29 protein-coding genes are annotated in these 25727 nt (G+C 71.5%); 14 read left to right on the top strand and 15 right to left on the bottom strand.

What is annotated here, in order from left to right; genetic code table 11:
• Positions 1–3 precede the first annotated feature (3 nt).
• Complete coding sequence (locus ABZ444_RS23775) at positions 4–843, bottom strand: LysR family transcriptional regulator (RefSeq protein ID WP_358000736.1); 840 nt, start codon at positions 841–843, stop codon at positions 4–6.
• Positions 844–925: 82 nt separating this feature from the next.
• Here ABZ444_RS23775 and metE point away from each other — a divergent pair, with 82 nt between their 5' ends.
• Positions 926–3070 (top strand): 5-methyltetrahydropteroyltriglutamate--homocysteine S-methyltransferase, encoded by a 2145-nt coding sequence (gene metE, locus ABZ444_RS23770; protein ID WP_358000621.1) that lies wholly within the window; start codon positions 926–928, stop codon positions 3068–3070.
• On the opposite strand, the gene ABZ444_RS23765 is transcribed toward metE, so the two are convergent.
• The 3 genes from ABZ444_RS23765 to ABZ444_RS23755 form a co-directional block, all read right to left on the bottom strand.
• Positions 3061–3612, bottom strand: a complete 552-nt coding sequence (locus tag ABZ444_RS23765; RefSeq protein ID WP_358000619.1) for a GNAT family protein — start codon at positions 3610–3612, stop codon at positions 3061–3063. The two genes, metE and ABZ444_RS23765, sit on opposite strands and share 10 nt — an antisense overlap.
• A gap of 53 nt (positions 3613–3665) precedes the next feature.
• Positions 3666–4580, bottom strand: coding sequence for an ABC transporter permease (locus ABZ444_RS23760; protein ID WP_358000616.1), 915 nt, complete (start codon positions 4578–4580; stop codon positions 3666–3668).
• 144 nt (positions 4581–4724) lie between these two features.
• On the bottom strand, positions 4725–5567 hold the full coding sequence (locus ABZ444_RS23755) for an alpha/beta fold hydrolase (protein WP_358000613.1): 843 nt from the start codon (positions 5565–5567) through the stop codon (positions 4725–4727).
• A gap of 67 nt (positions 5568–5634) precedes the next feature.
• Here ABZ444_RS23755 and ABZ444_RS23750 point away from each other — a divergent pair, with 67 nt between their 5' ends.
• The 3 genes from ABZ444_RS23750 to ABZ444_RS23740 all read left to right on the top strand — a co-directional run bounded on the left by ABZ444_RS23750 (position 5635) and on the right by ABZ444_RS23740 (position 6887).
• Positions 5635–6111: a MarR family transcriptional regulator gene (locus tag ABZ444_RS23750; RefSeq protein ID WP_358000611.1), complete on the top strand. Its 477-nt coding sequence runs from the start codon at positions 5635–5637 to the stop codon at positions 6109–6111.
• Positions 6112–6273: 162 nt separating this feature from the next.
• Positions 6274–6480: a hypothetical protein gene (locus ABZ444_RS23745; RefSeq protein ID WP_358000608.1), complete on the top strand. Its 207-nt coding sequence runs from the start codon at positions 6274–6276 to the stop codon at positions 6478–6480.
• Between the two features lie 59 nt (positions 6481–6539).
• Positions 6540–6887, top strand: coding sequence for a PIN domain-containing protein (locus tag ABZ444_RS23740; protein ID WP_358000604.1), 348 nt, complete (start codon positions 6540–6542; stop codon positions 6885–6887).
• Here the strand turns inward: ABZ444_RS23740 and ABZ444_RS23735 are convergent, their stop codons facing one another.
• Together ABZ444_RS23735 and ABZ444_RS23730 are read right to left on the bottom strand one after the other, a co-directional pair.
• Entirely contained in the window at positions 6888–7100 is a 213-nt protein-coding gene (locus ABZ444_RS23735; protein WP_358000601.1) for a hypothetical protein, read from the bottom strand.
• Complete coding sequence (locus tag ABZ444_RS23730) at positions 7097–7396, bottom strand: hypothetical protein (RefSeq protein WP_358000598.1); 300 nt, start codon at positions 7394–7396, stop codon at positions 7097–7099. The genes ABZ444_RS23735 and ABZ444_RS23730 overlap by 4 nt, the downstream gene beginning before the upstream one ends.
• Before the next feature lie 199 nt (positions 7397–7595).
• Here ABZ444_RS23730 and ABZ444_RS23725 point away from each other — a divergent pair, with 199 nt between their 5' ends.
• Together ABZ444_RS23725 and ABZ444_RS23720 are read left to right on the top strand one after the other, a co-directional pair.
• Positions 7596–8351 (top strand): XRE family transcriptional regulator, encoded by a 756-nt coding sequence (locus tag ABZ444_RS23725; protein ID WP_358000595.1) that lies wholly within the window; start codon positions 7596–7598, stop codon positions 8349–8351.
• 13 nt (positions 8352–8364) lie between these two features.
• Complete coding sequence (locus tag ABZ444_RS23720) at positions 8365–8832, top strand: NUDIX domain-containing protein (RefSeq protein WP_358000592.1); 468 nt, start codon at positions 8365–8367, stop codon at positions 8830–8832.
• A gap of 247 nt (positions 8833–9079) precedes the next feature.
• On the opposite strand, the gene ABZ444_RS23715 is transcribed toward ABZ444_RS23720, so the two are convergent.
• The 5 genes from ABZ444_RS23715 to ABZ444_RS23695 are packed head-to-tail and all read right to left on the bottom strand — an operon-like array spanning position 9080 to position 13944.
• Positions 9080–9997, bottom strand: a complete 918-nt coding sequence (locus ABZ444_RS23715; RefSeq protein ID WP_352363084.1) for a carbohydrate ABC transporter permease — start codon at positions 9995–9997, stop codon at positions 9080–9082.
• Positions 9998–10909: a sugar ABC transporter permease gene (locus ABZ444_RS23710; protein WP_358000589.1), complete on the bottom strand. Its 912-nt coding sequence runs from the start codon at positions 10907–10909 to the stop codon at positions 9998–10000.
• A complete protein-coding gene (ngcE, locus tag ABZ444_RS23705; RefSeq protein ID WP_358000586.1) occupies positions 10909–12321 on the bottom strand; it encodes an N-acetylglucosamine/diacetylchitobiose ABC transporter substrate-binding protein in 1413 nt (470 codons plus the stop codon). Before ngcE ends, ABZ444_RS23710 begins: the two co-directional genes overlap by 1 nt.
• Before the next feature lie 17 nt (positions 12322–12338).
• Positions 12339–13073 carry an SIS domain-containing protein gene (locus ABZ444_RS23700; protein WP_358000582.1) on the bottom strand — a complete coding sequence of 245 codons (735 nt, stop codon included), beginning with the start codon at positions 13071–13073 and terminating at the stop codon, positions 12339–12341.
• A 1-nt stretch (position 13074) separates the two neighbouring features.
• Positions 13075–13944, bottom strand: coding sequence for a MurR/RpiR family transcriptional regulator (locus tag ABZ444_RS23695; protein WP_357983927.1), 870 nt, complete (start codon positions 13942–13944; stop codon positions 13075–13077).
• A gap of 79 nt (positions 13945–14023) precedes the next feature.
• Here ABZ444_RS23695 and ABZ444_RS23690 point away from each other — a divergent pair, with 79 nt between their 5' ends.
• Positions 14024–14974 carry a BadF/BadG/BcrA/BcrD ATPase family protein gene (locus tag ABZ444_RS23690; protein WP_358000579.1) on the top strand — a complete coding sequence of 317 codons (951 nt, stop codon included), beginning with the start codon at positions 14024–14026 and terminating at the stop codon, positions 14972–14974.
• A 47-nt stretch (positions 14975–15021) separates the two neighbouring features.
• Here ABZ444_RS23690 and ABZ444_RS23685 read toward each other — a convergent pair whose 3' ends face one another.
• Positions 15022–16092 carry an acetyl-CoA acetyltransferase gene (locus tag ABZ444_RS23685; RefSeq protein WP_358000576.1) on the bottom strand — a complete coding sequence of 357 codons (1071 nt, stop codon included), beginning with the start codon at positions 16090–16092 and terminating at the stop codon, positions 15022–15024.
• 107 nt (positions 16093–16199) lie between these two features.
• Between ABZ444_RS23685 and ABZ444_RS23680 the strand changes: the two genes are divergently transcribed.
• From ABZ444_RS23680 to ABZ444_RS23670, 3 genes are all read left to right on the top strand, one after another.
• Positions 16200–17009: an alpha/beta hydrolase gene (locus tag ABZ444_RS23680; protein ID WP_358000574.1), complete on the top strand. Its 810-nt coding sequence runs from the start codon at positions 16200–16202 to the stop codon at positions 17007–17009.
• Between the two features lie 93 nt (positions 17010–17102).
• Positions 17103–17951 (top strand): LysR substrate-binding domain-containing protein, encoded by an 849-nt coding sequence (locus ABZ444_RS23675; RefSeq protein ID WP_358000571.1) that lies wholly within the window; start codon positions 17103–17105, stop codon positions 17949–17951.
• A 15-nt stretch (positions 17952–17966) separates the two neighbouring features.
• The gene (locus ABZ444_RS23670; RefSeq protein ID WP_358000568.1) at positions 17967–18590 is read left to right on the top strand and encodes a MerR family transcriptional regulator; all 624 of its coding nucleotides are present in this window, start codon (positions 17967–17969) and stop codon (positions 18588–18590) included.
• 34 nt (positions 18591–18624) lie between these two features.
• Here ABZ444_RS23670 and ABZ444_RS23665 read toward each other — a convergent pair whose 3' ends face one another.
• Both ABZ444_RS23665 and ABZ444_RS23660 read right to left on the bottom strand, forming a co-directional pair.
• On the bottom strand, positions 18625–19521 hold the full coding sequence (locus ABZ444_RS23665; RefSeq protein ID WP_358000567.1) for a hypothetical protein: 897 nt from the start codon (positions 19519–19521) through the stop codon (positions 18625–18627).
• 51 nt (positions 19522–19572) lie between these two features.
• Entirely contained in the window at positions 19573–20250 is a 678-nt protein-coding gene (locus ABZ444_RS23660) for a ThuA domain-containing protein (protein WP_358000563.1), read from the bottom strand.
• Positions 20251–20354: 104 nt separating this feature from the next.
• Here ABZ444_RS23660 and ABZ444_RS23655 point away from each other — a divergent pair, with 104 nt between their 5' ends.
• Together ABZ444_RS23655 and ABZ444_RS23650 are read left to right on the top strand one after the other, a co-directional pair.
• Positions 20355–21200 (top strand): RNA polymerase sigma-70 factor, encoded by an 846-nt coding sequence (locus ABZ444_RS23655; RefSeq protein WP_358000560.1) that lies wholly within the window; start codon positions 20355–20357, stop codon positions 21198–21200.
• A 24-nt stretch (positions 21201–21224) separates the two neighbouring features.
• Positions 21225–21986, top strand: a complete 762-nt coding sequence (locus tag ABZ444_RS23650) for an SDR family oxidoreductase (protein ID WP_358000557.1) — start codon at positions 21225–21227, stop codon at positions 21984–21986.
• Here the strand turns inward: ABZ444_RS23650 and ABZ444_RS23645 are convergent.
• Positions 21976–22548, bottom strand: coding sequence for a helix-turn-helix domain-containing protein (locus ABZ444_RS23645; RefSeq protein WP_358000554.1), 573 nt, complete (start codon positions 22546–22548; stop codon positions 21976–21978). The two genes, ABZ444_RS23650 and ABZ444_RS23645, sit on opposite strands and share 11 nt — an antisense overlap.
• 84 nt (positions 22549–22632) lie before the next feature.
• Between ABZ444_RS23645 and ABZ444_RS23640 the strand changes: the two genes are divergently transcribed.
• Positions 22633–24282: an FAD-dependent oxidoreductase gene (locus ABZ444_RS23640; RefSeq protein ID WP_358000551.1), complete on the top strand. Its 1650-nt coding sequence runs from the start codon at positions 22633–22635 to the stop codon at positions 24280–24282.
• Complete coding sequence (locus tag ABZ444_RS23635; protein ID WP_358000548.1) at positions 24279–25709, top strand: ATP-binding protein; 1431 nt, start codon at positions 24279–24281, stop codon at positions 25707–25709. Before ABZ444_RS23640 ends, ABZ444_RS23635 begins: the two co-directional genes overlap by 4 nt.
• The last annotated feature ends 18 nt before the right edge of the window (positions 25710–25727 follow it).

Here is a 25727-nt window from a genome sequence, read left to right as displayed (position 1 = left end):
GTCTCACCTGGTCCAGAGCGCGTCCTGCACCGCCTGCACCAGCGCCATCAGCTCCGGCGTCACCCGCTCCCGCGCCCAGGCCAGCGCGTAGGTGATGCGCAGCTCCCCCGCCTCCAGCGGCACGAACCGCACGTCGTCCCGTCTGATGGACCTGACCAGGAGCTGCGGGATCGGCAGCAGCCCCGCCCCGGCGGCCACCAGATCGAGCGCGGCGGCGAAGTCGTCGTCGGCCACCATCCGCGAACGCCCCGGCAGCCCCGCCCACGGCCGGCTCCCCGGCGTCAGCAGCACCTGCCCGCCCAGGTCGTCCGGCGTGACCCTGCCGTGCCCGGCCAGCCGGTGCCCGAGCGGGACGGCCAGATGGTCCACGGTCACGTGGAAGCGGGCCGCCGTGACGAACTGCGCGGGCGCTGGCGTGGCCAGGATCGCGGCCGAGACCTCCCCGCTGCCCAGCGCCTGGGCCGCGGCGCCCCGTCCGGCCGCGACGAGCTCCACGCCGATCGCCGGGGCGCGCCCGGCCAGCCGCCTGGCGATGCGCGCGGCGAGCGTGCCCACCAGCGGTGGATAAGCCAGGTGAATGGTCGCACGGGCCAGTCTGGCGGCCTCGGCGGTGAACGTCTGAGCCGATTCGAGCACCTGTCTGGCGTACGGCAGCAGCCCCTTCCCCTCGGCCGTCAGCCGCACCTCGCGGGCGCTGCGCTCGAAGAGCCTGACCCCGGCGGCGCGTTCGAGCCGGTTGATGGCCTGGCTCACGGCGGGCTGCGACATGCCCAGGTCGGCGGCGGCGGCCGAGAAGCCGAGCCGCTCGGCGACCAGGAGGAAGCAGTGGATCTCCTTGAGCATAAGCAGCACTTATCGATGATGCACCACCTCGGCTCCGCCGGACACGATTCCCGCATCTGACCGACGTGATCGAGGAGCTGAGATGTCGCCATTCCCCACGTCCACGGTGCTCGGGTACCCGAGGATCGGGCCGCGACGGGAGCTGAAGCGGGCCCTGGAGTCGTACTGGGACGGGCGGTCCGGCCGGGCGGAGCTGGAGCGGACGGGCGCGGAGATCAGGGAGCGGACCTGGCGCCGGCTGGCCGAGCTGGGCCTTGCGGGCCTGCCGTCCAACACCTTCTCCCTGTACGACCACGTGCTGGACACGGCGGTGCTGCTGGGCGCGGTGCCCGAGCGCTACCGCGCGGCCGAGGACCCCTACTTCGCGATGGCCAGGGGCACCGAGGGCCTGGCGCCGCTGCGGATGACGAAGTGGTTCGACACCAACTACCACTACATCGTGCCGGAGATCGGCCCGGAGACCGTCTTCAAGCTGGACGCCGCCAAGCCGCTCGCCGAGGTGCGTGAGGCCCGCGCGCTCGGCCACGAGACGCGGCCCGTCGTGGTCGGGCCGGTGACGTTCCTGCTGCTGGCCGGGGCGCCCGAGCGGCTGGAGGACGTGCTCGGCTGCTACGAGGAGCTGCTCGCGGCGCTGGCCGCCGAGGGCGTCGAGTGGGTGCAGCTCGACGAGCCGGCGCTGGTCGGCGACCGCACGCCCGAGGAACTGGCGGCCATGCGGCTCGCCTACGACCGGCTGGGGTCGGCGGCCGTCCGTCCGGAGCTGTTCGTGGCCTCCTACTTCGGCGACCTCGGGCCCGCGCTGCCGGTGCTGGCCGGCACGCCCGTCGAGGCGATCGGCGTGGACCTGGTGCGCGGCGGCGCCGTGCCCGACCTGCCGGGCAAGACCGTGGTCGCGGGCGTGGTGTCGGGCCGCGACGTGTGGCGTACCGCGCCGGAACGCGCCCTGGCCGCCCTCGGCGGCGTGCGCGCGGACCGGGTGACGGTGAGCACGTCGTGCTCGCTGCTGCACGTGCCCTACGACGTGGACGCCGAGCCCGACCTCGATCCGGCGCTGCGGGAACGGCTGGCGTTCGCCGAGCAGAAGGTGGCCGAGGTGGTGGCGCTGGCCCGGTCGGACTTCCGGGGGCCGGTCCCGGCCGGGCCCTCGGTGCCGCTGACCGCGCCGGCCGCGCCGGAGGAGCGCGCGCCGTACGCGGTGCGGGCCGCCGCCCAGGACGCTCACCTGCGCCTGCCCGTGCTGCCGATCACCACCATCGGCTCGTTCCCCCAGACCGGCGAGCTGCGCGCGGCGCGGGCGGCCGTGGTGGCCGGCACGCTGTCGGAGGAGGACTACGAGCGGCGCGTCGAGGCCGAGATCGAGCACGTCGTCAGGGTGCAGGAACGCCTCGGCCTGGACGTGCTCGTGCACGGCGAGCCCGAGCGCAACGACATGGTGCAGTACTTCGCCGAGCACCTGGACGGGTTCGCGGTCACCAGGAACGGCTGGGTCCAGTCGTACGGGTCGCGCTGCACCCGGCCGCCGATCCTGCACGGCGACGTCGGCCGTCCCGCGCCCATCACCGTGCGCTGGGCCTCCTACGCGCAGTCGCTCACCGCCAAGCCGGTCAAGGGCATGCTCACCGGGCCGGTGACGATCGTGGCCTGGTCGTTCGTCCGCGACGACCTGCCGCTGCGGGACGTGGTGTTCCAGGTGGCCGACGCGGTACGCGAGGAGGTGCGCGACCTGGAGGCGGCCGGGGTGTCGATCATCCAGATGGACGAGCCCGCCCTGCGCGAGCTGCTGCCGCTGCGGCGGGCCGCGCAGGCCGACTACCTGGAGTGGGCGGTGGCGGCCTACCGGCGGGCCACCTCCGACGCGGCCGACCGCACCCAGATCCACACCCACCTGTGCTATTCGGACGCCGACCAGATCCTGGCCGCCATCGACGGCCTGGACGCCGACGTCACCACGATCGAGTCGGCCCGTTCGGGGGCGCGCATCCTGGGCGCGGTGCGCGCGTTCGGCCGCGGCCTCGGCCCCGGCGTGTACGACATCCACTCCCCGCGCGTGCCCGGCGCGGACGAGGTCGAGGACCTGCTGCGCAGGACGCTGGCGGCGCTGCCGGCCGAGCGGGTCTGGGTCAACCCCGACTGCGGGCTGAAGACGCGCACGTACGAGCAGGTGGAAGCCTCGCTGGCGCACGTCGTCGAGGCCACCCGGCGGCTGCGGGCCGAGCTTCAGCCGTAGAGCGCGGTGAACTCCTCGACCGTCATCCCGAACAGGATCCCGTCGTCGTAGCGCCCGGCGGCGAAGCGGCTCCTGCGCCGGCGGCCTTCCTCGACGAAGCCGAGCCGCCGGTGCAGGGCCTGCGACGGGTCGTTGGAGCTGTAGACCCACGCCTCGGCCTTCTGGAAGCGGCGCTCGGCGAACATGTAGCGCAGCAGCAGGACGATCGCCTCGCTGGCGTAGCCCTTGCGGTGGTGGGGCGTGCCGATGGAGATGCCGTAGCAGAACGTGCCGTGCACACGCTCGACCTCGTGCGTGTTGAGCATGCCGACCGGGCGGCCGTCGCCGGCGTCGGCGATCACCAGGCGCAGCTCGTCCATGTCGGACTCCTGCTCGGCCAGCTCCCTGGCCCACTTCTGCGCCTGGGCGGCCGAGCGGGGCGGAGGCAGCCGCCAGCCGTTCCTGGCCGCGTCGGTGTCCTCCTCGAAGGCGAGGAACGCCGCCCAGTCCTCCGGTTCGATGGCCCTCAGGCGCACCCGCTCGCCGACCCACGCAGACGTCATGAAGGGGAGCAAACCAGAGCACGCCCCCCGCGCGCGAACCCTTTTTCCGGCCCTCACCCGCGCCCGTACGTGTCCTCGGCCCGCCAGAAGTACCAGAGCCCGGAGATCAGTCCGGCGACCGCCCAGAACGCGCAGCTCAGCCAGACGAGCGGGCGAGGGCTGTACGCGTGGATCAGGAGGTCGCGCATGAACTCGATGGTGGAGGCGGCGGGGTTGAGATACATGACGTCGGCCACCCACTGCGGCAGCCCGACCCCGCCGACCGGCTTGCCGGTGACCGGGTCCGGATATCCCACGATCTTGTACTGGATCGAGAAGAAGACCCCGGAGGCGTACAGCCAGGTCCGCAGGACGAACGGCAGGAGCTGGTTCACGTCGCGCAGCGAGGCCCCCAACCGCGCCAGGACCAGGCTCAGCCCGATGTTGAACATCGTCTGCAGGAGCAGGGCGACCGGGATCAGCAGCCAGAACCAGGTGGGGAACTCCCCCATGACGACCACGAGGACGAGCAGCACGCCCATGGAGATGGCCGACTGCCGCAGTTCCTGAAGGGTGTAGGCGAGGGGCAGCGCGGCGCGGGGGAAGTGCAGGGCGCGGATGAGCGAGAGGTTCCCCGAGACGGACTTGGCCCCCGCCGAGGCCGACCGCTGGCTGTAGGTGAAGACGAATATCCCCGTGACGAGGAACGCCGCATAGTTCTCGATGTGCTCCTGTCCGCCCAGGACGAGGCCGAACATGACCCAGTAGATGCCGGCGTTCAGCAGCGGCGTCACCACCTGCCAGAGCTGCCCGAGCGCGGAGGCGGAGTACTTCGAGGCGGTCCGCGAGGTCGCGTACACCAGGATGAAGTGCCGGCGTTCCCATAATCGGCGCAGGTAGACGTGCATGTCCGGGCGGGCCATGGCTCGCCGCAGCCCGTGCCGGGTCGCGAGGGCGGCGAGTGATTCCTGTTCGGGCGCGGATGACATGGGAGTCTCCTCACGGCCTGCTGCGTCGCGGAATGCCCAGGAGTCTAGGCTCCGGCGTGGCGGGACGGGCGCTCTCGCGCGCCTCCGGGAGGACGCCTTGCGAGCCTGCGAGGGGCGCGGTTCCACGTGAGCGCCGACGTCGGGTCAGGCAGCTCGTCCGTCCAGGAAGTCGACGACGCGGGTGTTGAGGTCGGCGGGCTGGTGCCACGGCATCGCGTGATGGGACAGGTGCGGCAGCACCGCGGTCCGCGCGCCCGGCAGCAGGCGGGCGGCGGCCGACGCGACGCGGTGCGGGGAGTGCGCCTTGCCACGTCCGGCGACGAGCACGAGGGCCGGCGTGGTGAGCGCGCGCAGCGATCCGGGCCCGGGACGCCTCCCGGTGACGATCTTGGTGTCCGGGAACTCCGCGGCCAGGCCGTAGAGCCGCAGCCAGGCGGGGTCGGCGGGCGCGCCGCCGGTCTCCCATTCCAGGAAGGCCCGCGCGCGCGAGGCCGTCGGCCGCAGCAGGGTGGGCAGGGCGCGGGCCAGGTATCCCGCCCGGAACCCGCCGAAGCACTGCGTCGGGTCGAGCAGGACGAGCCGCCGGACCCGCCGGGGTGCGTGGAGTGCGTACGTCAGGGCGATCCACCCGCCGTAGGAGTGTCCGCACACCGCGGCGCTGTCGATCCCGAGGCCGTCGAGCACGCCGTCCAGCCAGGCGAGCAGGTCGTGGACGTTGCGCGGGGGGCGTTCGCCCCGGATGCTCCGTCCCGGCTCGCCGATGCGGTCGACGGCGTAGACGCGATGGCGGCGGGCGAACTCGGCGACGTTGGCGAACCACATCGCCGCCGTGGTGCCGCCGCCGTGCAACAGGACCAGCGGCGGGCCGTCCGCGGGGCCGCACGCGTTCACCCGGGTCGTGCCGTACACCGAGGGCAGGTCGATCGGCTCGACCGGAACCGGCCAGCGTTCGAGGACCGCGTCGTACGCGGAGAGGAAGTCGGACATGCCGCACCTCGCTAAATAGCTTGCTCAGCAACAATCTCGTTGGGCGAGATAATGCCATACTGGTGGCATGACGATGCCGCGGGAGGACGCCGGGAACGTGGACGATCAGGACGCCGGGATGCGGCTGGTCCACCTGCTGCGCGCCGTCACCGTGGAACTCGACCGCATGGGCGAGCGGTTCGCCGCCGCGCATGCCCTGCACCCGACCGACGTACGCGCCCTCATCTGCCTCCTCGACTCCGCCCGCACCGGCGCCCCCGCCACCCCCGGAACGCTGGGCACGCAGCTCGGGCTCAACAGCGCGGGCACCACAGCGGTGGTGGACCGTCTGGAACGGCTCGGTCACGTCCGCCGGGAGCGCGACACCCGGGATCGGCGGCGGGTGCTGCTGAAGGTCGACGAGAGCGCCGTCACGCTCGGCTGGAGCTTCTTCGGCCCGCTCATCCAGGACATCGTCGCCCTCATGGGCCGGTACGACACCACGGAACAGGCCACCATCGAGCGTTTCCTCAGCGACGTCCACAAGGCCGTCACTGAGGGGTAGGCCGGCGTCGCGATCAGATGGTGCTTCGGCGCCGTCATCGACGAGGTGCTGCTTGCCCGGTCGGCCTTACTCCGGCGAGCCGGAGCTCGACGGAACGACCTTCCCCTGCCAGGACAAGGGTGTCCCAGGCTCAGGACGCTCATGTCTCGTAGCCTGGATGGCATGAGCGTGATGCGCGACGAACTTCATCACCTGGTGGACCGGCTGCCCGAAGAGAAGGTCGCGCCTCTGCTCCGTCTGGTCCGGGATCAGCTCGACGAGCAGCAGGCGGTGCGGGACCTGCCGTTCATCGGGATGCTCGAGGCGGAGCCGGATGTCGCGGAACGCGCCGAGGAGATCCTGCGGGCGGAGGACAATCACCCCTTGTGATCGTCCTTGACACAGGCCCGTTGGTCGCGGCGCTCAACAGCTAAGACAGGCACCATGAGGTGTGTCAGCTGGTGGAGAGGCGGCAGGGCAGTTCAGCGGAGGCTTCGTTCCTGCGAACCTTCGGGGCAGGTCTGCACTTGGTCGATCTCACTGAGCAGGACCTTCGGCGTATGAGCAGGTTGGTCGCCGCCTATGCGAACCTGCCCCTGGGCGCGGTCGACGCCTCCGTCATAGCGATCGCCGAACGGCTCAACACGCCAGAGGTGGCCACGCTCGATCGCCGGCACTTCACGGTGGTGCGCCCGCACCACACCCATTCGCTGCTCCTCCTGCCAGAAAAAACTCTGAGAACGACTGCTTCGGGGGCGGCGGGACAGGCATGGCGTGCCCGGGCGGCCTCCGTCTGATCAGTTGCTCGTCGTGGGTGAGCGCGACTCGTGGAGCCTGCTCTCGGCCTGGAGGTTCCCGGCCAGTTCCGCCAGGGTCGCCCCGCAGCGGACGTTGGAGAGCCCGCTGTCACGGGACACGAGGGGGACGCGGAACGCGACCCAGCCGCCGGTCACGTCGATGATCCGCCAGCCGGGAAACCTGCCGAGCACTTGCTGCACGGTCAGGCTCATGGCCGCGCTCCCGCGGTCAGCGCGGGACGCTCATGCGAACGGCGCAGCTCCGCGTAACGGAAAGCGACGCGCCGTGCTGCTCTTCCCGGCTCCGGAAGTGGGTGCCATGCGTCGTAGGCGCGCTCGCGTTCCGGCTCCCAGCCAGTACGCCACCAGAACCCGTCGGGGCGACACCAGACGACGAGTCCGACCCAGACGGAGACGAGCGCCATCCCGAAGCCGTCACGTACGTCGCCAGGCACGTTCAGCTGCGCCAGCTCCCGCCGCAACTGCTCGGCCGCGTCCAGCGACGTCATGACCCACGGGCGAGATCGTGTGTGTTGTGGATTCACTCCGCGCCTGCCTCCAATGACTTTCGGTCCCGGTACGCCAAGTGAAGCCAAATGGAGGGGACCTTTGAACCTCGCCGCAGCCCGTTGCCGGGACGTGTCACGGCACACGGAAACGTCCCGGGACGGCCTTGAAACGTCCCGGACGTTCGCGTCCACTGGATGCGTGAACGAGCGCCTACGCACAGCGATGCTCCGTCATGGTGTGGCCCTGGAGGACCTGGCCGAGACCTGCGGCGTCGAGCCCAAGACAGTCGAACGCTGGATCAACACCGGCCGTGTTCCGCACCGAAGGCACAGGTGGGCTGCGGCGAAGCTGCTGACCGCCGACGAGACGTACCTGTGGCCCGACGTGCTGGAAAGCAGCGGGGCTCGCCGCGGCAGGGCGAACCGGTCCGAACTCGTGGAGGTCTTTCCCGACCGTGCCAGCGTGCCTCGCGAGCTGTGGCTTCGGCTCCTCACCGACGCTCAGGAGCGGGTGGACGTTCTCGTCTTCTCAGGAACCTTCTACGCTCAGACACAACCCAGGATCGCCCGATTGCTCACCGAGATCGCACAGCGCGGTGTCGCGATCAGGTTGTGCTTCGGCGACCCCGACGCGCAGTCGGTGGAGACGCGAGATCGCGAGGAAGGGCTGGGCGGAACGCTGCCCGCCAAGATCCGCTCATCCTTGACCTACTACCGGACGCTGCCGGACCTGGATGGCTGCGAGATTCGTCTGCACGCGACCACTCTGTACGCCTCGCTGTTCCGCTACGACGACGACATCCTGGTCAACCCGCACGCGTACGGCGAACCAGCCTCCGCCAACCCGACCTTCCACTTCCATCGTCTCGACGGGGGGACGATGGCTGAGCACTACATGTCATCCTTCGAGCGAGTCTGGGCCGGAGCCGTTCCGTGGTCCGGCGCGGAAGTCTGAGGAGCCATTCCCCATGGGACGAGTCGAGTACTGGAACGCCCCGGACGCCCCCAAGGCCAACAGCCTGGTGCCGGCCTGCGGGACGGTGACCGTGGACGACGCCGGCCGCATCCTCATGCAGCGCCGGCGCGACACCGGTCAGTGGGCGTTGCCGATGGGCAAGATGGAGATCGGCGAGACCCCTTCACAGTGCGCCGTACGGGAGACGGAGGAGGAGACCGGCGTCCGCGTCGAGCCCACCGGCCTCCTCGGCGTCTACTCCGACCCGGGCCACATCGTGGCCTACACCGACGGCGAGGTCCGCCAGGAGTACGAGGTGATGCTGATCGCCCGCCCGGTCGGCGGCCGTCCGGAGGCCAACGACGAGGCGAGCGACGTGCGCTGGGTCGAGCCGGGCGAACTGCACACGCTCGACATCCATCCGACCCAGTGGCGGCAGCTCATCGACTATCTGGAGCAGAGGCATCCTCATATCGATTGACCTGGATTCCGTTGTCGTCGATGTCTCGTGGAAGCGGAACGACGCTCGCGCCCGTCCACGGCGACCCCATGCCGACTGTGATGGAGCCTCCCGGCGGGGCCCAGGGGCAACCCGGTAGCCGGTCGTGAGCGGGCCGGACCATGGCGCCGCCAGGCGCGGGGGTTGCGCCGACAGGCGCCTCAAGAAGAACTGCCTGAGCTCCCGAGGCGCGAAGCGCCCATCGGCGAAGACCATTGGCCCAAAGGCCCTATTTGAGGGCTCCAGAGGTCAGGCCGGATTGGATCTGGCGCTGGAACACCGTGTAGACCACCAGCATCGGCAGGATCGCCAACGTCAGGGCGGCGAACAGCGCCGACCAGTCCTGGTCGTACCCCGCCGACGTGGAGATGTCGGCGATCCCCTGCGTGAGCACCCATTTGTCCCGGTCCTGGAGCAGCACCAGCGGAAGCTGGTACTGGTTCCACTGCCCGAGCACGTTGAAGATCGTGATGCTGATGATGCCCGGCCGCGCCATCGGCAACATGATCTGGAAGAACACGCGGGTGTGCGAGGCCCCGTCCACCATGGCCGCCTCCCCCACCGCCGTGGGCAGCGTACGGAAGAACGCGGTCAGGAAGAACACCGTGAACGGCATCGAGTACGCGATGTAGACCAGCACCAGCCCCGCGTGCGTGTTCAGCCCGATGTACGGCCCCACCAGCGGCACCGCCCCCATGTTCTGCACGACGAAGAACAGCGGCGTCAGCTTCAGGTACACCGGGAAGGCCAGCCCGGACACGAACAGGAAGTAGATCGGCCGGTTGGCGCGGAAGGGGTAGCGGGCCAGCACGTACGCGGCCATCGAGCCGAGCAGCATCGTCCCGGCCACACTGAAGGTGACGACGATGACGCTGTTGAGCATGTACTGCCCGATGTGCGCCTGTTCCCAGGCGCGGGCGAAGTTGTCCCAGTTGAGCTTGGCCGGCAGCCCCCATGCCTCGCCGAAGATCTCGTCCTCGCTCTTCACCGAGGCCAGGAAGGTCCACAGGATCGGCACCACGACGAGCACCGTCCACACCAGGAGCGCGACGTGGGAGAGCACGGCCATCGGCCCGAGCCGTCGCCGGCGCTCCTGGCGGGCCAGTTTGCGGGAGTTCGCCACCGTCCACGTGGTCGTCGTTGTCATCTAGTACTCGATTCGTTCGCGGCGTGACAGGCGCAGCGAGAGGATGGCGAAGCCGACGGTGAAGAAGAACATCATGACGCCGAGGGCCGAGGCGTAGCCGAAGCGGAAGTACTGGAAGGCGTTGCGGTAGATCTCGGCGGCCATGACGGTGGTCGACCAGTCGGGGCCGCCGTGCTGGTCGGTCATCACCCACACGATCGCGAACGCGTCGAGCGCCAGGATGCCGAGGTAGACCCAGGCCACCTGGATCGTGTCCCACAGCAGCGGCAGCGTGATGCGGAAGAACAGGCTGAACCGGCCCGCGCCGTCGATCTGCGCCGCCTCGAACATGTCGCGCGGGATGGAGGCCAGCCCGGCCGAGAACAGCACGACGTAGAAGCCGACCGCCTGCCAGACCAGCACGCCGAGCACCGACCAGAAGGCCACGCCGGGGTCGGACAGGAAGCCGACCGGCTTGGCGCCGAGCGCGATCAGCGGCCCGTTCAGCATGCCGCTGCCGTCGGGCCGGAACACCTGCTGGAACAGCACCCCCACCACGGCCACGGCCAGGACCTGTGGGAAGAAGAACACCACGCGGTAGAACTTCGAGCCCGCGATGCCCGAGGAGCCCTTGCGCCCGCCCACGTTGAGCAGGAAGGCGAAGAACAGCGCGATGACGATCGTGAGCAGCGGCAGCAGCACGAGCAGCATGGCGTTGTGGCTGACGGCCTTCCAGAAGACGCCGTCCTTGAACAGCCGGACGAAGTTGTCCAGCCCGATGAAGTTCGGTGTGGCCGTCACGCCGCGCCAGTCGGTCATCGCGATGCGGAACGCCTGGAGCAGCGGCGAGATGACGTAGACGAGATAGAGGATCACCGGGGCTGCCAGGAACGCGGTGATGAACAGCCCGCGGCGATACCTGTTGAACAACATCAGCGCTTGAACTTCTTGATCGAGGAGTCGTTCTTGATCTCGTCGGCCTTCTTCTGCATGCGCTCCAGGTACTTCTCCGCCGTCAGGCCGCCGGACATCAGCTCGCCGGTGGCCGCGATGCCCTCGTCCTTGAGCTGGCCGTACCAGGTGTTCCAGCGGTAGTAGACGGTGTTGGCGCCCGCGTCGGCGACGGCCTTGGATGCGCTGGTGACGCCGGGCGAGATCGTACGGCCCTCGGTCGCGCCCTTGACCGCGGTCACCGTCTTGACCATCTCGCTGAAGTCGCCGGCCGCCTTCTTCGACAACATGCCGCGCAGGTACTCGATGCCCGCCTGCGGGTTGGCGCTCCTGGCCGAGACCATGAAGTTCTCGCCGGGCTGGGTGTGCAGGGTGCCGTACGGCATCTTGTCGGAGCCGGTGACGTCGGGGATCGGGAACATGCCGTACTCGAAGTCGGGCGGGGTGGTGCTCTTCTGCTCGTTCTCCAGCCACGACCCGGACGGCAACATGGCCACCTTGTACTTGTTCTGGGCCGTCTGGGTCTGCACGTGGTCGAGGCCGGTCGTGCCCTCCATGAGGTACTTGGCGCCCACCTCGGCCCAGGCCGCGGCGGCGGTCTTCATGGCCTCGGTGGTCCAGGCGCCGTCCTCCAGGTTGTCGATGTTGACCAGCACCTCGTTGCCGCCGATCTTGGCGGCCATGGTCAGCAGCGGCTCGTACAGGTACTGGGGGAACTTGCCGGCGTATGTGAAGGGCGCCATCTTGCCGGACTTCTTGATCGTCTCGCAGAGCTTGACGAACTCGTCCCAGGTCTTGGGGATCTCCCAGCCGTTGTCCCTGAACACCTTCTGTGAGTACCAGATGCCGTGGATGTAGTTCACGTAACCCAGCACGCTGAACTTGCCGTCGTAGGTGCCGATGTCGATGACCGACTGGTCGATGGTGTCCCTGACCTTGACGGCGGGGTCGTCCCAGCTCGGCGCGTCGAGCAGGGCGGTGAGGTCCTGGAGCTGGCCGTCCTGGGACAGGGCGCCGAAGTCCATGAAGTTGGCGCCGGAGTTGTCGATCACCTCCGGCGGGTTGCCGCCGGCGAACCGCGGCTGGAGGACCTTGGTGATCTCCTTGGTCGCGTTGTGCTTGATCTCGCTCTTCGGGTACTTCGCTTTGAACAGCGGCTCGTGGATGTTCTTGGCGTAGTCCTGGCCGAAGCCGCCGTCGAAGATCCACACCTCCAGCGGCTTGCCGTCCGCGACGCCGAACGGGTTGGCCGCGCTGGTCGCCACCGGCGCGGAGGAGGTGGTGGCCGTGGGCTTGGCGGCCGGGGTGGCACAGGCGGCCAGCGCCCCCGCGACGGGGACGAGGGCCGCGCCGCGCAGGAGTTGACGACGGCTGATATGGGGGGTGTCAGACATTGATGGCTCCTAGATGTTCATGATCCTCGTCGTATTCGCCCTGCGTATCGGCTCTCCAGGGCCTTGTTGTGCTCGTCGCCGCCGGTCACGTTGACCGACAGGTAGACGGGGGGCCGCTCGCCCAGGGCGACGAGCTCCTCCACCGCCTCGGTGACCACCATCTGCGCGAGCAGCGCCGAGGTGATCGTGGAGACCGCGCCGTACGTGCCGCCGTCCGGCAGGTCGAGGACGGCGTCCCTGTACGGGGAGCCGTTGTCGAGCACGACGTCGGCCAGGTCCATGAGCTTGCCGCCCGAGGGATGGCGCGAGGTCATGCGCGTGCTGTGCGCGACCGAGGTGATCGCGACGAGCGGGTGGCCGCGCTCCTTGACCAGCGTGGCCAGCTCCACGACCGTGCCGTTCACGCCGGAGCTGGAGACCAGGACGAACACGTCCTGCGGCTCGACGGGGGCCAGGTCGTAGATCGCGTGGGCGACGGCCGGGTCGCGTTCCAGCTCCGGGGTGAGCACGCTCGGCGGCCGGCCGCCGTACAGGACGAGGTCGCGCGGGGAGAGGCGGTTGCTGGGCACCAGGCCGCCGGCCCGTCCGGCGATCTCCATGGCGATGGCCTCGGAGTGCCCCGACCCGAACGCGTTGACCACCCCGCCGGCGCGCAGCGCGGCGACGATCAGGGCGGCGGCCCGGCGCACCGGCTCCGCCTGGCTCTCGGCGACCCGTCCCGCGAGGGCGAGGGCCGTGGGCGCGTACCGCATGTCAGCCTCTCTCCACGCGGTGGCTCTCCACCGCGCTGATCGTGAGCTCGAACGCCTCGTTGGTGCGCTCGTACGTGCGCTGCGCGACCGCCACGTAGACGGCGTCGAGCACGAAGAGCTGCGAGTGCACGGCCGCCAGCCCGCCCAGCCGGAACGTGGTCTCCCTGCTGGCCGTCGTCAGCACCAGGCCGGCCAGCTCGGCCAGCGGCGAGCGGGCGAAGGAGGTGACGGCGACCGTGGTCGCGCCGTGGCTGCCCGCCTCGGCCAGCGCCTCCATGACCTCGCGGGTGCGGCCCCGGTGGCTGATGCCGATGGCGACGTCGTCCGCGCCGAGCAGCGCCGCCTCCGACAGCGCCACGTGCGCGTCGCCGGCGCTCCAGCACGGGATGCCGATGCGGCGCAGCCTGCCTTCGAGCATGGTGGCGACGTTCCCGCTGGTGGAGACGCCGATCAGGAGCACCCGGCGGGCCCTGACGACGGCGTCGGCGACCTGGGCGACCACCGCGAGGTCGAGTTGGGCGGCGGTGTCCTGGATGAGCCTGGCGTCGGCGGCGGCCATCACCTCGATGGCCGAGTCGAGCGGGTCGTCGGGGCCGATCTCGTGCCCGACGCCCGCGCCCCAGCCGGCCTGCGCGGCCCGGCCGGTCTCCGTGGCGAGGGCGACCCGCAGCTCGGCGTAGCCGGAGAAGCCGAACGCCCGGCAGAACCTCGTCACGGTGGCGGGCGAGCTGCCCGCGCGCTCGGCCAGCGCGATGATGGTCGACCGCGCGGCCTCGGCGGGATCGCCGAGTATCACCTCGCCGACCCGGCGCAACGCCTCCGGCAGACCGGGCAGTTCTGTTTCGACGCGCCCGAGGGCTCCTGAAGTCACGAATATTCCTTCCGAATACTCGGTCTTCTGGCGAAAATTATTCTTGCTTCCCGGTCACGTCAACCCCCAGAATTCGACCGTGACCAAATCGCTGGTGGTCGGTGTCGACGCGGGAGCCACCTCGACGCGCGTCTCCGTCCACACCCTCGACGGCATCCGGGTCGGCTACGCGCGGGCGGGCGCCGGAAACCCATCGGCGCACGGCCTGGACAAGGCGGTGGCGGCGATCGGCACGGCGCTCGGCCAGGCGCTGGGGTCGCACGACGGCGGCCAGGTCGTGGCCTCGCTGGCCGGGGTCGCGGGCCAGGTCGACACGCTGGTCCCCGAGCTGGCCCGGGTGTGGGCCGGCCAGGGCATCGAGGCGGGCCCCCGGATCGAGCGCGACGTGGCGGTGGCCTACGCCGCCGGCACCGCCGAGCCCGACGGCTCGCTGCTGCTGTCGGGCACGGGCGCGGTCGCGGCCAGGGTCACGGGCTACCGCATCGAGACGATCGCCGACGGGCTCGGCTGGCTGCTGGGCGACGAGGGCTCGGGCTTCTGGATCGGCCGCGCCGCCGCCAAGGCCGTGGTCCGCGCCCTCGACCGGGGCGCGACGGGCGAGCCGGGCGGCCTGGTCGCGCTCGTCGTGGAGCATTTCCTGGGCGAGGAGCGTCCGGGGTCGCCGCGGGCGGTCGCCGACCGGCTCGTACGGCTCGCGCAGGCCGACCACATGCGGCTGGCCGCGCTGTCCACCCTGGTCAGCCGGGCGGCCGAGGCCGGTGACCCGATGGCGCTCAAGGTCGCCGAGGAGGCCGCCGACCGTCTGGTGGCCACCCTGCGCAGGGTGCACGTCTCGGGCGACGTCGTGCTCGCGGGCAGCGTGCTGACCAGCGAGGGGCCGGTGCGCCGGGCCGTGCTGGCGCGGCTGTCCGGCGAGCGGGTGCGCACGGCGCGCGACGCGGCGGGCGCGGCGGCCTGGCTGGCGGCCCGCGGCGTGCTGCCCGGCGACGACGGCAGGAGCTCGCACGCCGCGTTCACGCTCGCTCCCTGACGTTCAACGCGTGAGGAGGGCCGCGTTCACGCTCGCCCCCCTGACGTTCAACGCGTGAGGAGGGCCGCGCTGCCGTAGCTGCCGCCGAAGCCGGTCACCAGGGCGGTCTCGCGCCCGGCGCGCAGTTCCCGCACCGCCTGGGCCACGTTGTTGAGCCCGTGCACGTACCCCTCCGACAGCAGGCCGCCGTGCGGGTTCACCCAGGCGTGCCGCCGCTCCAGCAGGTACGCCCCCAGGTCCTGCCGTGCCGCCAGCCCGAAGTCCTCCAGTTGCCGGGGCACCAGCCAGGAGTAGGCGTCGTAGAGCAGCGCCGCCCGGACGTCCGAGGGCCGCATCCCGGACGCCGCCCACAACAGCGGCGCGACGTGCGCGGAGAAGACGGCCGTCACGTCCGGCGAGCGGTCCATGGAGGAGCAACCGGGCCCGCCCCCGCGGACGACCGCCCGGATGCGCGGACCGTCCAGGACGCCGCTCACCAGCAGCGCGCACGCGCCGTCGGTCTCCAGGCAGCAGTCGGCGGTGCGCAGCGGCGTGCAGACGTACGGTTTGGCCAGGTAGGCGGGCAGGCCGAGGGGCTCGCGGCGCAGGGCGCGCGGGTTGGCGGCGGCGTTGCGCCTGGACTGGTCGACGACGGCGTGCAGGTGCTCGGCGGTGAGCCCGGTGTCGTGCAGGTAGCGGGTCGCGGCCATGGCGAACAGCGGGATCGGCCCCGCCAGGCCGTAGGTGTGGCGTTCCAGTGGGCCGGTGGAGGCGGTGTTCATGCGCGTGCCGGACCGCCCGTTGAGCGCCCGGAAGACCAGGACGTTCCTGGCCACGCCGGCGTGGATCAGCATGGCCGCGTCCCCCAGCACGGACGCCGCCTGCGTCCCGCCGCCGGAGATGTCGTTGTGCCAGCGCAGCCGCTCGATCCCCAGCGCGCGGGCGACCTGGACGACCGGCGCGGAGTCGTTCATGTGGTAACTGAGCAGCCCGTCGACCTCGCCGGGCGCGATCCCGGCGTCCGCGCAGGCGGCCCGGCACGCCTCGGCGGCCAGCTCCAGCTCGGTGCGCCCGGACTGCCTGGTCAGCGCGGTCATCCCGATCCCGGCCACGGCCGCGCACCCGGCGAAGGACTGCATCCCGCCCCCTCCAGCTCGGCGATCACGATAACACGACGAGACAAGCGCTTGCTCGGCAGATGGGCGTGTATACCTGTAGCGCAACGTCGAGGGAATCGAGGACGAGCATGCTGACCGTTCCGGGCGCCCGCCTCCACTACGAGCTGCGCGGCACCGGCCCACTCCTGCTGCTCGTCGCGGGCGGCGACGGCGACTCGCGGGCGAGCGCGGCGCTGGCCGACGGGCTGGCCGACCGCTACACCGTCCTCACCTACGACCGGCGCGGCCTGTCGGCCAGCACGGTCGACGACCCCGCGCGGCCGACCACCCTGGCCACCCACGCCGACGACGTCCACCGGCTGCTGGCCGCGCTCACCACCGAGCCCGCCCACGTCTACGGCAGCAGCATCGGCGCGTTGATCGCCCTTGAGCACCTCTCCCGGCACCCCGGCCAGGTGCGGTTGCTGGTCGCCCACGAGCCGCCCGCCGTCCAGCTGCTGCCCGAGGTCGAGCGGGCGGCGGCCGACGCGGCGCAGCGCGAGGTGGAGGAGACGTTCGCGGCGGAGGGGGCCTTCGCCGCGCTGGCCAAGTTCGCGGTCATGGCGGGCATCGACCCGGCCGACCGCGAGCAGGACGCCGTGCTGCCCCGGCCGGGCCGGCAGCGGCAGGCGAACCTGGAGTTCTTCCTCACCCACGACGCCCCCGCCGTGCGCCGCCACCGGCTGGACCTGGCCGCGCTCAGGTCGGTCGCCGACCGCCTGGTGCCCGCCGTGGGGGTGAGCACGGGGCCGATCATGCCGTACCGGTGCGGGGTGTTGCTGGCCGAGGCGCTGGGGGTGCCGTACGCGGAGTTTCCGGGCGGCCACAACGGCGGCGTCTTCCGTCCGAAGGCCTTCGCCGCCAGGTTGGGCGAGGTCCTGAGCAGCGGGAAGGCATAAGCCGTGACTGGATGTCTTCACGCGGGCTGCCCCGTCTTGTAATACGGAGAGGTGATCAGCCGATAGCCCATCATCATCACCCCGAGGTGAGAGATGGATCTGCGCTACGTCAGATACGCGATGGCGATCGCGCGCGCCGGCAGCCTCCGCCGCGCCGCGACCGCGCTGCACATCGCGCAGCCCACGCTGTCGGAACAGCTCAGGGCGCTGGAGAAGGAGATAGGCGTCGAGCTGTTCAGCCGTTCGTCCAGCGGCGTGCGGCTCACCGAGGCGGGCGAGGCGTTCCTGGCCCAGGCCACGGTCGCGCTCGACGCCTACGAACGAGCCGTGGCCGCCGCCCGCGGCAGGGGCCGCACCGCCCGGCTGGGCGTGGCCGACGGGCTGGCCGACGTGGCCGCCCGCCTGCTCGCGCAGCTCCAGAACGTGCCGGTGCGCATCGCGCCGATGAGCACGGCCGAGCAGATGGTCTCCATCGCCGACGGCACGTTGCAGGCCGGCCTCGGTTACGCCCCCGGCTCGTTGCCGAGGGGCGTGGCCCGCATGCTCGTCCACCGCTTCCCGGTCCGCGCGCTGCTCCCCCGCGACCACCCCCTGGCCGGGCAGGAGGCGCTGTCGCTGGCGGACCTGGCCGGCGAGCCGCTGATCATGCCGGAGTCGGACGCGGTCGCCGGGGCCCGGCGGTTCCTGCAGGGGTTCGTCCGGCATCGGCTGCATCCCCGGCTGGGCCCGTCCGCCGCCACCCATGACCTGGTGATCGACATGGTGGGCGCGGGGGCCGGCTACAGCCTGTGCGTCCACGAGGGCAGCACCGTGCCCGACGCGCTCACCTTCGTCCCCATCAAGGAGGACGTGCCGCCGCTGGAGGCGGTCTTCCTGTGGAACCGGCAGGCCGACGTGCACGAGGTGGTGAGCGCGGCCCGCCACGTCGCCCGCTCTGGATAGCGCTATTATCTATCGATGCGCATCTCAGAACTGAGCGCCCGATCCGGTGTCGCCATCCCCACGATCAAGTACTACCTGCGTGAGGGCATGCTGCACCAGGGCGAGCAGACCGCCGCGACCCGCGCGGAGTACGACGAGTCCCATCTGCGCAGGCTGCGCCTGATCCGGGCCCTGCTGGAGGTGGGCAGGCTCCCCGTGGCCGCCATCAAGCAGGTCATCGCCGCCGTCGACGACGAGACGCTGCCCATCCACCACATGCTGGGGATCGCGCACTACGCGCTCGGCCCGGTCGTCGAGCCCGAGCAGGACGAGGAGTGGCGGACCGCCAGGGCCGAGGTCGACCGGCTGCTCGACGAGCTCGGCTGGACCGTCGCCGCGGACGCCCCCACCCGCGACGAGCTGGCGCAGACGGTGGTCCGCATGCGCCAGCTCGGCCTGCGCGTCGACCTCACGCCGTACGTCGAGGCCGTCAGGAGGCTGGTGACCGAGGTCGAGATGGACACCATCCCCTTCGACGGGCCGCGCGACGCCGCCGTGGAGGCCCTGGTGCTGGGCACCGTCCTGTACGGCAAGGCGTTCGACACGCTGCGCCGCATGGCCCAGGAGTCGGAGTCGGCCCGCCGGGTGGGGCAGCGCTAGCGGTCAGCGCCGGCCGAAAGCCGGTCAGGGCCGGTCAGAGCACGCCGTTGCGCCGCAGGATCTCGACGGCCCGCACGGTGGCCGCGCCCCGCCATTCGAGCGCGCCGGCGGGCGAGATCTGCGCGTAGTCCACGACCCAGCCGCCGTCCTCCTGCTGCGTCCCGGCCAGCCGGTCGAGGTCGGCGGCGATCACCTCGGGGGCGAACAGCCCGCGCGCCGGCCGCCCCGGGTAGGGCGCGAAGTCGAGGGGGTGCAGCCGCTCCTCCGCGGTACCGCCCTCCACGGGCACCCGCCCGTCCTCGGGGATGTGCGCGGCCAGCCGCTTGAGCAGCCCGGCCGCCTCGGGCCGCGTCCCGTGCACGGCGTCGAGGAAGCGCACGGCGAAGGAGAGCACGTAGGCGTGCGGCCGTCCGTCCAGCGCCTGGATCGCGTCGAGGCAGTAGCGGGTGGCCCGCTCCAGCCACGGATGCGCGGCCACGGCCGGGTCGTGGGCGGCCACACCGTGGGCCGCCGCCGCGGAGACGGCCGTGATCTGCAACGACGAGGTGCTCGTGTCCGCGCCGGCCCACCAGGGCGCGGTGCCGTCGGCCAGGGTGAGCGGCAGCGCGAACGGCAGCCCGCCGTCGGGCATCGTCACCGACTCCAGCCAGTCGCACAGCGCGACGGCCTGCGGCGCGGTGTCGGGGCCGATCTCCTCGAACACCTCGAAGGCGTGCAGCGCCGCGCCCGGCTGACTCTCCGGCGAGCGCAGGTCGGGCTCCAGGCCCCAGCCGTAGCCGCCGTCGGGGTTGCGGTAGGCGTCGAGGGCGTCGAGGGCGTCGAGCACGGAGGCCGGGCCGGTCTCCTCCATGAGCAAGTGGAAGCGGCGCCGGTCCAGGACCCGCGCGTGCGTGGCCAGGAACCCGGCGACCGCCGAGAGATTGACGTTCATGGGGCCATCGTGCCCGCCGCGCGAGCTCGGGTCTTGTCCGAACCGGACACGTCAGCCGGTGTCGCCCACCGGCCGTTTCAGCAGCCACGACGCGGCCCGCTGGAGCAGGGTCCGGTGGACCTCGTTGTCGTAGGACCTGGTGTCGTGCCCCAGCGCGTCGTAGACCACCCGGCCGCGGCGCACCGGACGTGCCCACACCAGCGGCTGGCCGTGCGAGGAGGCCAGGGGGCGCACGTCCGGCAGCACGTCGAGGTCGCTGTAGACCTCGTCCACCAGGTCGAAGTCGCGCAGGCCCGCCACGATGGGGTGGGCGGCGCCGTGCACCCGCACGCCGGTCCAGCCCAGGGGCGGGTGGTGGGACTTGGGCCAGTTCCAGCAACCGCCGAGCACCCGCGGCCAGCCCTGCCAGTCGTCGAAGCAGACCGCGGCCGTGTGCATGCACAGCAGGCCGCCGCCCCGGTCGAGATGGTCGAGGAGCGTGGTGCGGGCCTGGGCGGGCAGCGCGAAGCGCCATTCGCCGCGCAGGTCGGCGAAGCGCTCCTGGCCCATCTGCCAGCGCAGCGCGTTGACGGTGATGAGCTGCACCTCCGGCGGCTCGCTCAGCGCGCCCGCGATGTCCTCGGTGATCTCGGACTCGACGCCCACCTCGCCCAGCACGTCGGCGAGCACGGCCGACGTGGCGGCGAAGTCGTGGAAGAGCCCTCCTGACAGGATCAGATTTCTCGCCACGCCCCCAGCCCATCACGCCCGGCCCGCCTTGACCACCCACCGAGCCCCTCCACCGGGCCGCCCCGCCGACTCGCCCCGCCGGGCGACAGGGCATGATGCCGGACGTGGACTTCGAGCAATACCGCCCGATGTTGCTGGGCCTGGCCTACCGCCTGCTCGGCAGCATGTGGGACGCCGAGGACGTCGTGCAGGAGGCCTGGCTGCGGTGGGAGGGCACCGACAGGAGCCAGATCAGGGAGCCGCGCGCGTTCCTGCTGACCGTGGTCTCGCGGCTGGCCCTCGACCAGCTGCGTTCGGCCCGGGTGCGGCGGGAGGCGTACACCGGGCCGTGGCTGCCCGAGCCGGTCGCGACGGGCGAGGCCGGGCCGCTGGACACGGCCGAGCTGCGCGACACCGTCTCGTTCGCGACCCTGCACCTGATGGAGAAGCTGTCGCCGCCGGAGCGGGCGGTGTTCGTGCTGCGGGAGGCGTTCGAGCTGCCGTACGACCAGATCGCCGAGATCGTCGGCTCGTCGGTGGCCAACGCCCGGCAGCTGCACCACCGCGCCTCGGTCCGGGTGTCGCAGGGCCGCGACCGGTTCACCCCGACGAACGAGGACCACGCCAGGCTGCTGACGAAGTTCATGGAGGCGGCCGGCGGCGGCGACCTCGACGCGCTGACCGAGCTGCTGCACGAGGACGTCGTCATGTGGAACGACGGCGGCGGCAAGGTCAGGGCCGCCCTGCGGCCGATCCAGGGCCGGCGCAAGGTCAGCGGCTTCATCGGCGGCCTGCTGGCCCGCTACGACTTCAGCCGGGCGCGCCTCGTCGAGGCCAACGGCCGCCCCGCCCTGTGGACGCACGTGGCCGGGACCGACCAGCTCATCGCCCTCGACGTGCGCGACGGCCGCATCCAGGGGCTCTACGGCGTACTCAACCCGGACAAGCTGACCCGGGTGCGGCCTGACTGATCGGCCCGTCACTATAGTCGGCTTATGGATCTCGGCATCTCGGGCAAGGTCGCCCTGGTCACCGGCGGCAGCGCGGGCATCGGCCTGGCCGCCGCCAAGAGCCTCGCGCGCGAGGGCTGCGACGTGTGCGTCAGCGCGCGCAACCCCGAACGGCTCGCGGACGCGGTGGTGGAGCTGCAGCAGTTCGGCCACGTGGTGCACGCCGTGCTGGCCGACGTGGAGGACCCGGCGGCGGCTCAGCGGGTGGCCGACGAGACGCGCGACGTGCTCGGCCCGATCGACATCCTGGTGGCCAACGCGGGCGGCCCGCCCACCGGCCGCTCCGACGAGGTCGGCCTCAAGGACTGGGACGTCGCGGTGCAGCGCAACCTGCTCGGCACCGTCCGGCTGATCCAGGCGGTGCTGCCGGAGATGCGCTCGCGCGGCTGGGGCCGGATCGTCACCGTCACCAGCTCGTCCGTCCGCGAGGCGATCGACGGGCTGGCGCTGTCCAACGCCATGCGCCCGGCCGTCGCCGGGCTCGTGCGCACGCTGGCCCGCGAGGTGGGCGGCGACGGCGTGCTGGTCAACAACGTGCTGCCGGGGGCGATCGACACCGAACGCCTGCGCGGCATGTCGGGCGGCGACGACGTGGTCGAGGAGCGCGGCCGGGCGGTGCCGGTCGGGCGAGTCGGGCAGGCCGATGAGGTGGGGGACGTGATCGCGTTCCTGGCCAGCGAGCGGGCCTCGTACGTGAACGGCGTCTCGATGCTGGTCGACGGCGGCGCCGGCCGGGTCATCGCCTGAGCAGGGTGGCGACGACGCCGGCCGCCCACTCCTCGTCCTTGTCGGCCGGGTCGACGAAGTAGGACAGGTTGGCCCGGTGGAAGCAGGCGCCCATCAGCAGGGCGGCCGCCGCGCCGGGGTCGAGGCCGGGGTCGGCGCGGCCCGCGGCCCGCTCGCCGTCGAGGATCTCGGCCAGCGCCCTGATCGGCAGGTGGGGGCCGGTTTCGGTGGTGACGAGCATGTGCTTGAACCGGGCCAGCAGCGAGGGGTCGGCCAGCATGCCGGAGGCGATGGTGGCGGCCTCGGTGTAGAACTCCAGCGCCGCCAGGGCGAAGCGGGTGAGGTTGTCGGCCAGGTCGCCCTCGCCCGTGCTCAGCCGCAGCCGGGCCAGCGCGGGCGCGAGCGCGGGCAGCCGTTCGAGCAGGACCGCGAGGAACATCTGCTCCTTGCCGGCGAAGTGTTTGTAGAGCAGCGCCTCGGAGCAGCCGGCCGCCTGGGCGATGCGCCGGGTGGTCGCGCCCGAGATGCCGAACTCCCGAATGGCCTGCTCGGCGGCGTCGAGGATGCGCTCACGGGTGCTCATCCGCCCATGATATGAGCGAGTGCTCACCAACCCACGCGTGCATGACATCCTTCCCTTAGGGACCATTGGGGAGAAGGTAGGGGAATGGACAAGCCGGTCATCGTGACGGTTGACGACGACCCGGGGGTGTCGCGGGCGGTGGCTCGTGACCTCAGGCGCCGGTACGGCCATGAGTACAGGATTGTCCGCGCCGAGGCGGCCCACGACGGCATCGAGGCGGTCAAGGAGATGCGGCTGCGCGGCGACGAGGTGGCGGCGATCCTGGCCGACTACCGGATGCCGCAGATGAACGGCGTGCAGTTCCTCGAAGCCGCCATGGACATGTACCCGTACGCGCGCCGGGTGTTGCTGACCGCCTATGCCGACACCGACGCCGCGATCCAGGCGATCAACGTGGTCGACCTCGACCATTACCTGCTCAAGCCGTGGGACCCGCCGGAGGAGAAGTTCTACCCGGTGATCGACGGCCAGCTCGACGCCTGGATGCGGACCGACCGGACGGCGCGTCCCGAGCTGCGCGTGGTGGGCGACCGCTGGTCGGCGCGCTCGTACCAGGTGCGGGACTTCCTGGCCCGCAACCATGTGCCCTACCAGTGGATGCTGGCCGAGGACCCCGAGGGCGCGCAGCTCGTCAAGGCGGCCGGCGAGGGTTGTCACCTGCCGCTGGTGGTCACCGAGGACGGCACCACGCTGGAGTCCCCCGACCAGGCCACGCTGGCCACCGCGGTCGGGCTGTCCACCACGCCGGCCACCGACTTCTACGACCTGATCGTGGTCGGCGGCGGGCCCGCGGGCCTCGGCGCGGCGGTCTACGGCGCGTCGGAGGGGCTGAACACGGTGCTGGTCGAGGCGCACGCCTCGGGCGGCCAGGCGGGCCAGAGCTCCAGGATCGAGAACTACCTCGGCTTCCCCGACGGCGTGTCCGGGCAGCAGCTCGCCGACCGGGCGCGCCGGCAGGCGCTGAAGTTCGGGGCCGAGCTGCTGAGCGCGCGCAAGGTCACCCATCTGGAGCCGCGCGGGCAGGCCCGGGTGATCGGGTTCAAGGACGGCGGGGAGATCGCCGCCCACGCGGTGATCCTGGCCACCGGCGTCACCTACCGGCGGCTGGAGGCGCCCGGCCTGGACGAGTTCGTCGGCCGGGGCGTCTTCTACGGCGCCGCGCTGACCGAGGCGCCGGCGTGCAAGGACAACGAGGTCTACATCGTCGGCGCGGCCAACTCGGCCGGGCAGGCGGCCGTCTACCTGGCGGGATTCGCACGCAAGGTCCATTTGTTGGTGAGGGGTGATGGTTTGGAGAAGTCCATGTCCCACTACCTCATCGAGCAGATCAACGCGATCGACAACATCGAGGTCAGCCTCCTGACCGAGGTCGTCGCCGGCGCCGGTGACGACCACCTCGAACGGCTCACGCTGTCGACCAAGGGCGAGGAGCGCACGGTCGACGCCCAGTACCTGTTCGTGTTCATCGGGGCCGAGCCGTACACGTCGTGGCTGGGCGAGACGGTCGAGCGGGACGCCAAGGGGTTCGTGCTCACCGGGCCCGACCTGGTGCAGGGCGGCCGGCGTCCGCGCAACTGGGCGCTGCGCCGCGAGCCCTACTACCTGGAGACCAACGTGCCGGGCGTGTTCGCCGCGGGGGACGTGCGGGCCGAGTCGATCAAGAGGGTGGCCTCCGCCGTCGGTGAGGGCGCGATGGCCGTCGCGCTGGTGCATCGTTATCTGGAGAAGCAATGACCGACACCGTCGACATCGACGAACTGCGCAAGCTCTTCCTGTTCGAGCGGCTGACCGACGAGCAGCTCGGCAAGCTGGCCGCCAGCGGCCGGGTGCGCTCGTTCGCCCAGGACGAGGACATCGTCCGGCAGGGCGAGCCGGCCGAGTGCTTCGCCGTGCTGCTGGAGGGCGAGGTGCAGATGATCAACGAGACGGTCAGCGCCGGCACCGTCGCCATGCCGCGCGCCTCCCAGCCCGGCGTCTACGGCGGCGCGACCTCGGCGTACCTGGGCGACCGGGCGCCGGAGACCTACCAGCACACGCTGCGCGCGACCGCGCCCTCGCGGATCTTCCTGCTGCCCGCCAAGAAGTTCGCCTACATCGTGGCCGAGTGGTTCCCGATGGCGATGCACCTGCTCGACGGCATGATGTCGGGCGGGCGCATGCAGCGGGAGATCATCGACCGGCGGCAGCGGCTGACCGCGCTCGGCACGATCACGGCCGGGCTCACGCACGAGCTGAACAACCCGGCGGCGGCGGCCGTGCGCGCGGTGAGCGAGCTGCGCTCGCTGATCAAGGCGTCCCGCATCCAGCTCGCCCAGCTGGCCGAGGCCGGCATCCCGCCGGAGAAGCTGCGCACGCTGATCGAGGCCCAGGAGGCGTGCACGAGCAACCTGGGCAACCAGCCGCAGCGCTCCCCGCTGGAGATCTCCGACGCCGAGGACGAGCTGGGCGAGGCGCTGGAGGACGTCGGCGTCGAGGACGCGTGGGAGCTGGCTCCCGCGCTGGTCAACGCCGGTTTCACCGCCGAGTACCTGCAGAAGATCCGCGGCAAGGTGGGCGAGCAGCACACCCCGGCCGCCCTCCACTGGCTGGCCGAGGCCGTCGAGATCTCCCAGATGCTGAACGAGGTCACCGAGGCCACCGAGCGCATCACCTCGCTGATCCGCTCGGCCAAGCAGTACTCGCAGATGGACCGGGCGCCGTTCCAGATGATCGACGTGCACGACCTGCTCGACAGCACGATCGCCATCTTCCGCGGCAAGACCCCGCCGGGCGTCAGCGTGGTCACCGACTACGACCGCACGCTGCCGCTCATCCCCTGCTACGCGGGCGAGCTCAACCAGGTGTGGACGAACCTGATCCACAACGCGCTCGACGCCATGGGCGAGGAGGGCACGCTGACCGTCCGCACCGCCCACGACGAGGACGAGGCGATCGTGGAGATCGGCGACACCGGCCCCGGCGTGCCCGACGCGATCAAGGACCGGATCTTCGAGCCGTTCTTCACCACCAAGAGCGTGGGCGAGGGCACCGGGCTCGGCCTGGACATCTCCTACCGCATCGTGGCCGGGCGGCACGGCGGCGAGATCAAGGTGCGCTCCGTGCCGGGCGAGACCTGGTTCGAGGTGCGCCTGCCGTTGCGCGAGCCCGCCGCCGTCCAGTGAGCCGGGTCCGCTGAGCCG

Origin of the sequence: Nonomuraea sp. NPDC005730 (assembly GCF_040630865.1) — a bacterium.
Classification (GTDB): domain Bacteria; phylum Actinomycetota; class Actinomycetes; order Streptosporangiales; family Streptosporangiaceae; genus Nonomuraea.
This window is presented reverse-complemented; position numbering and strand designations above follow the sequence as displayed.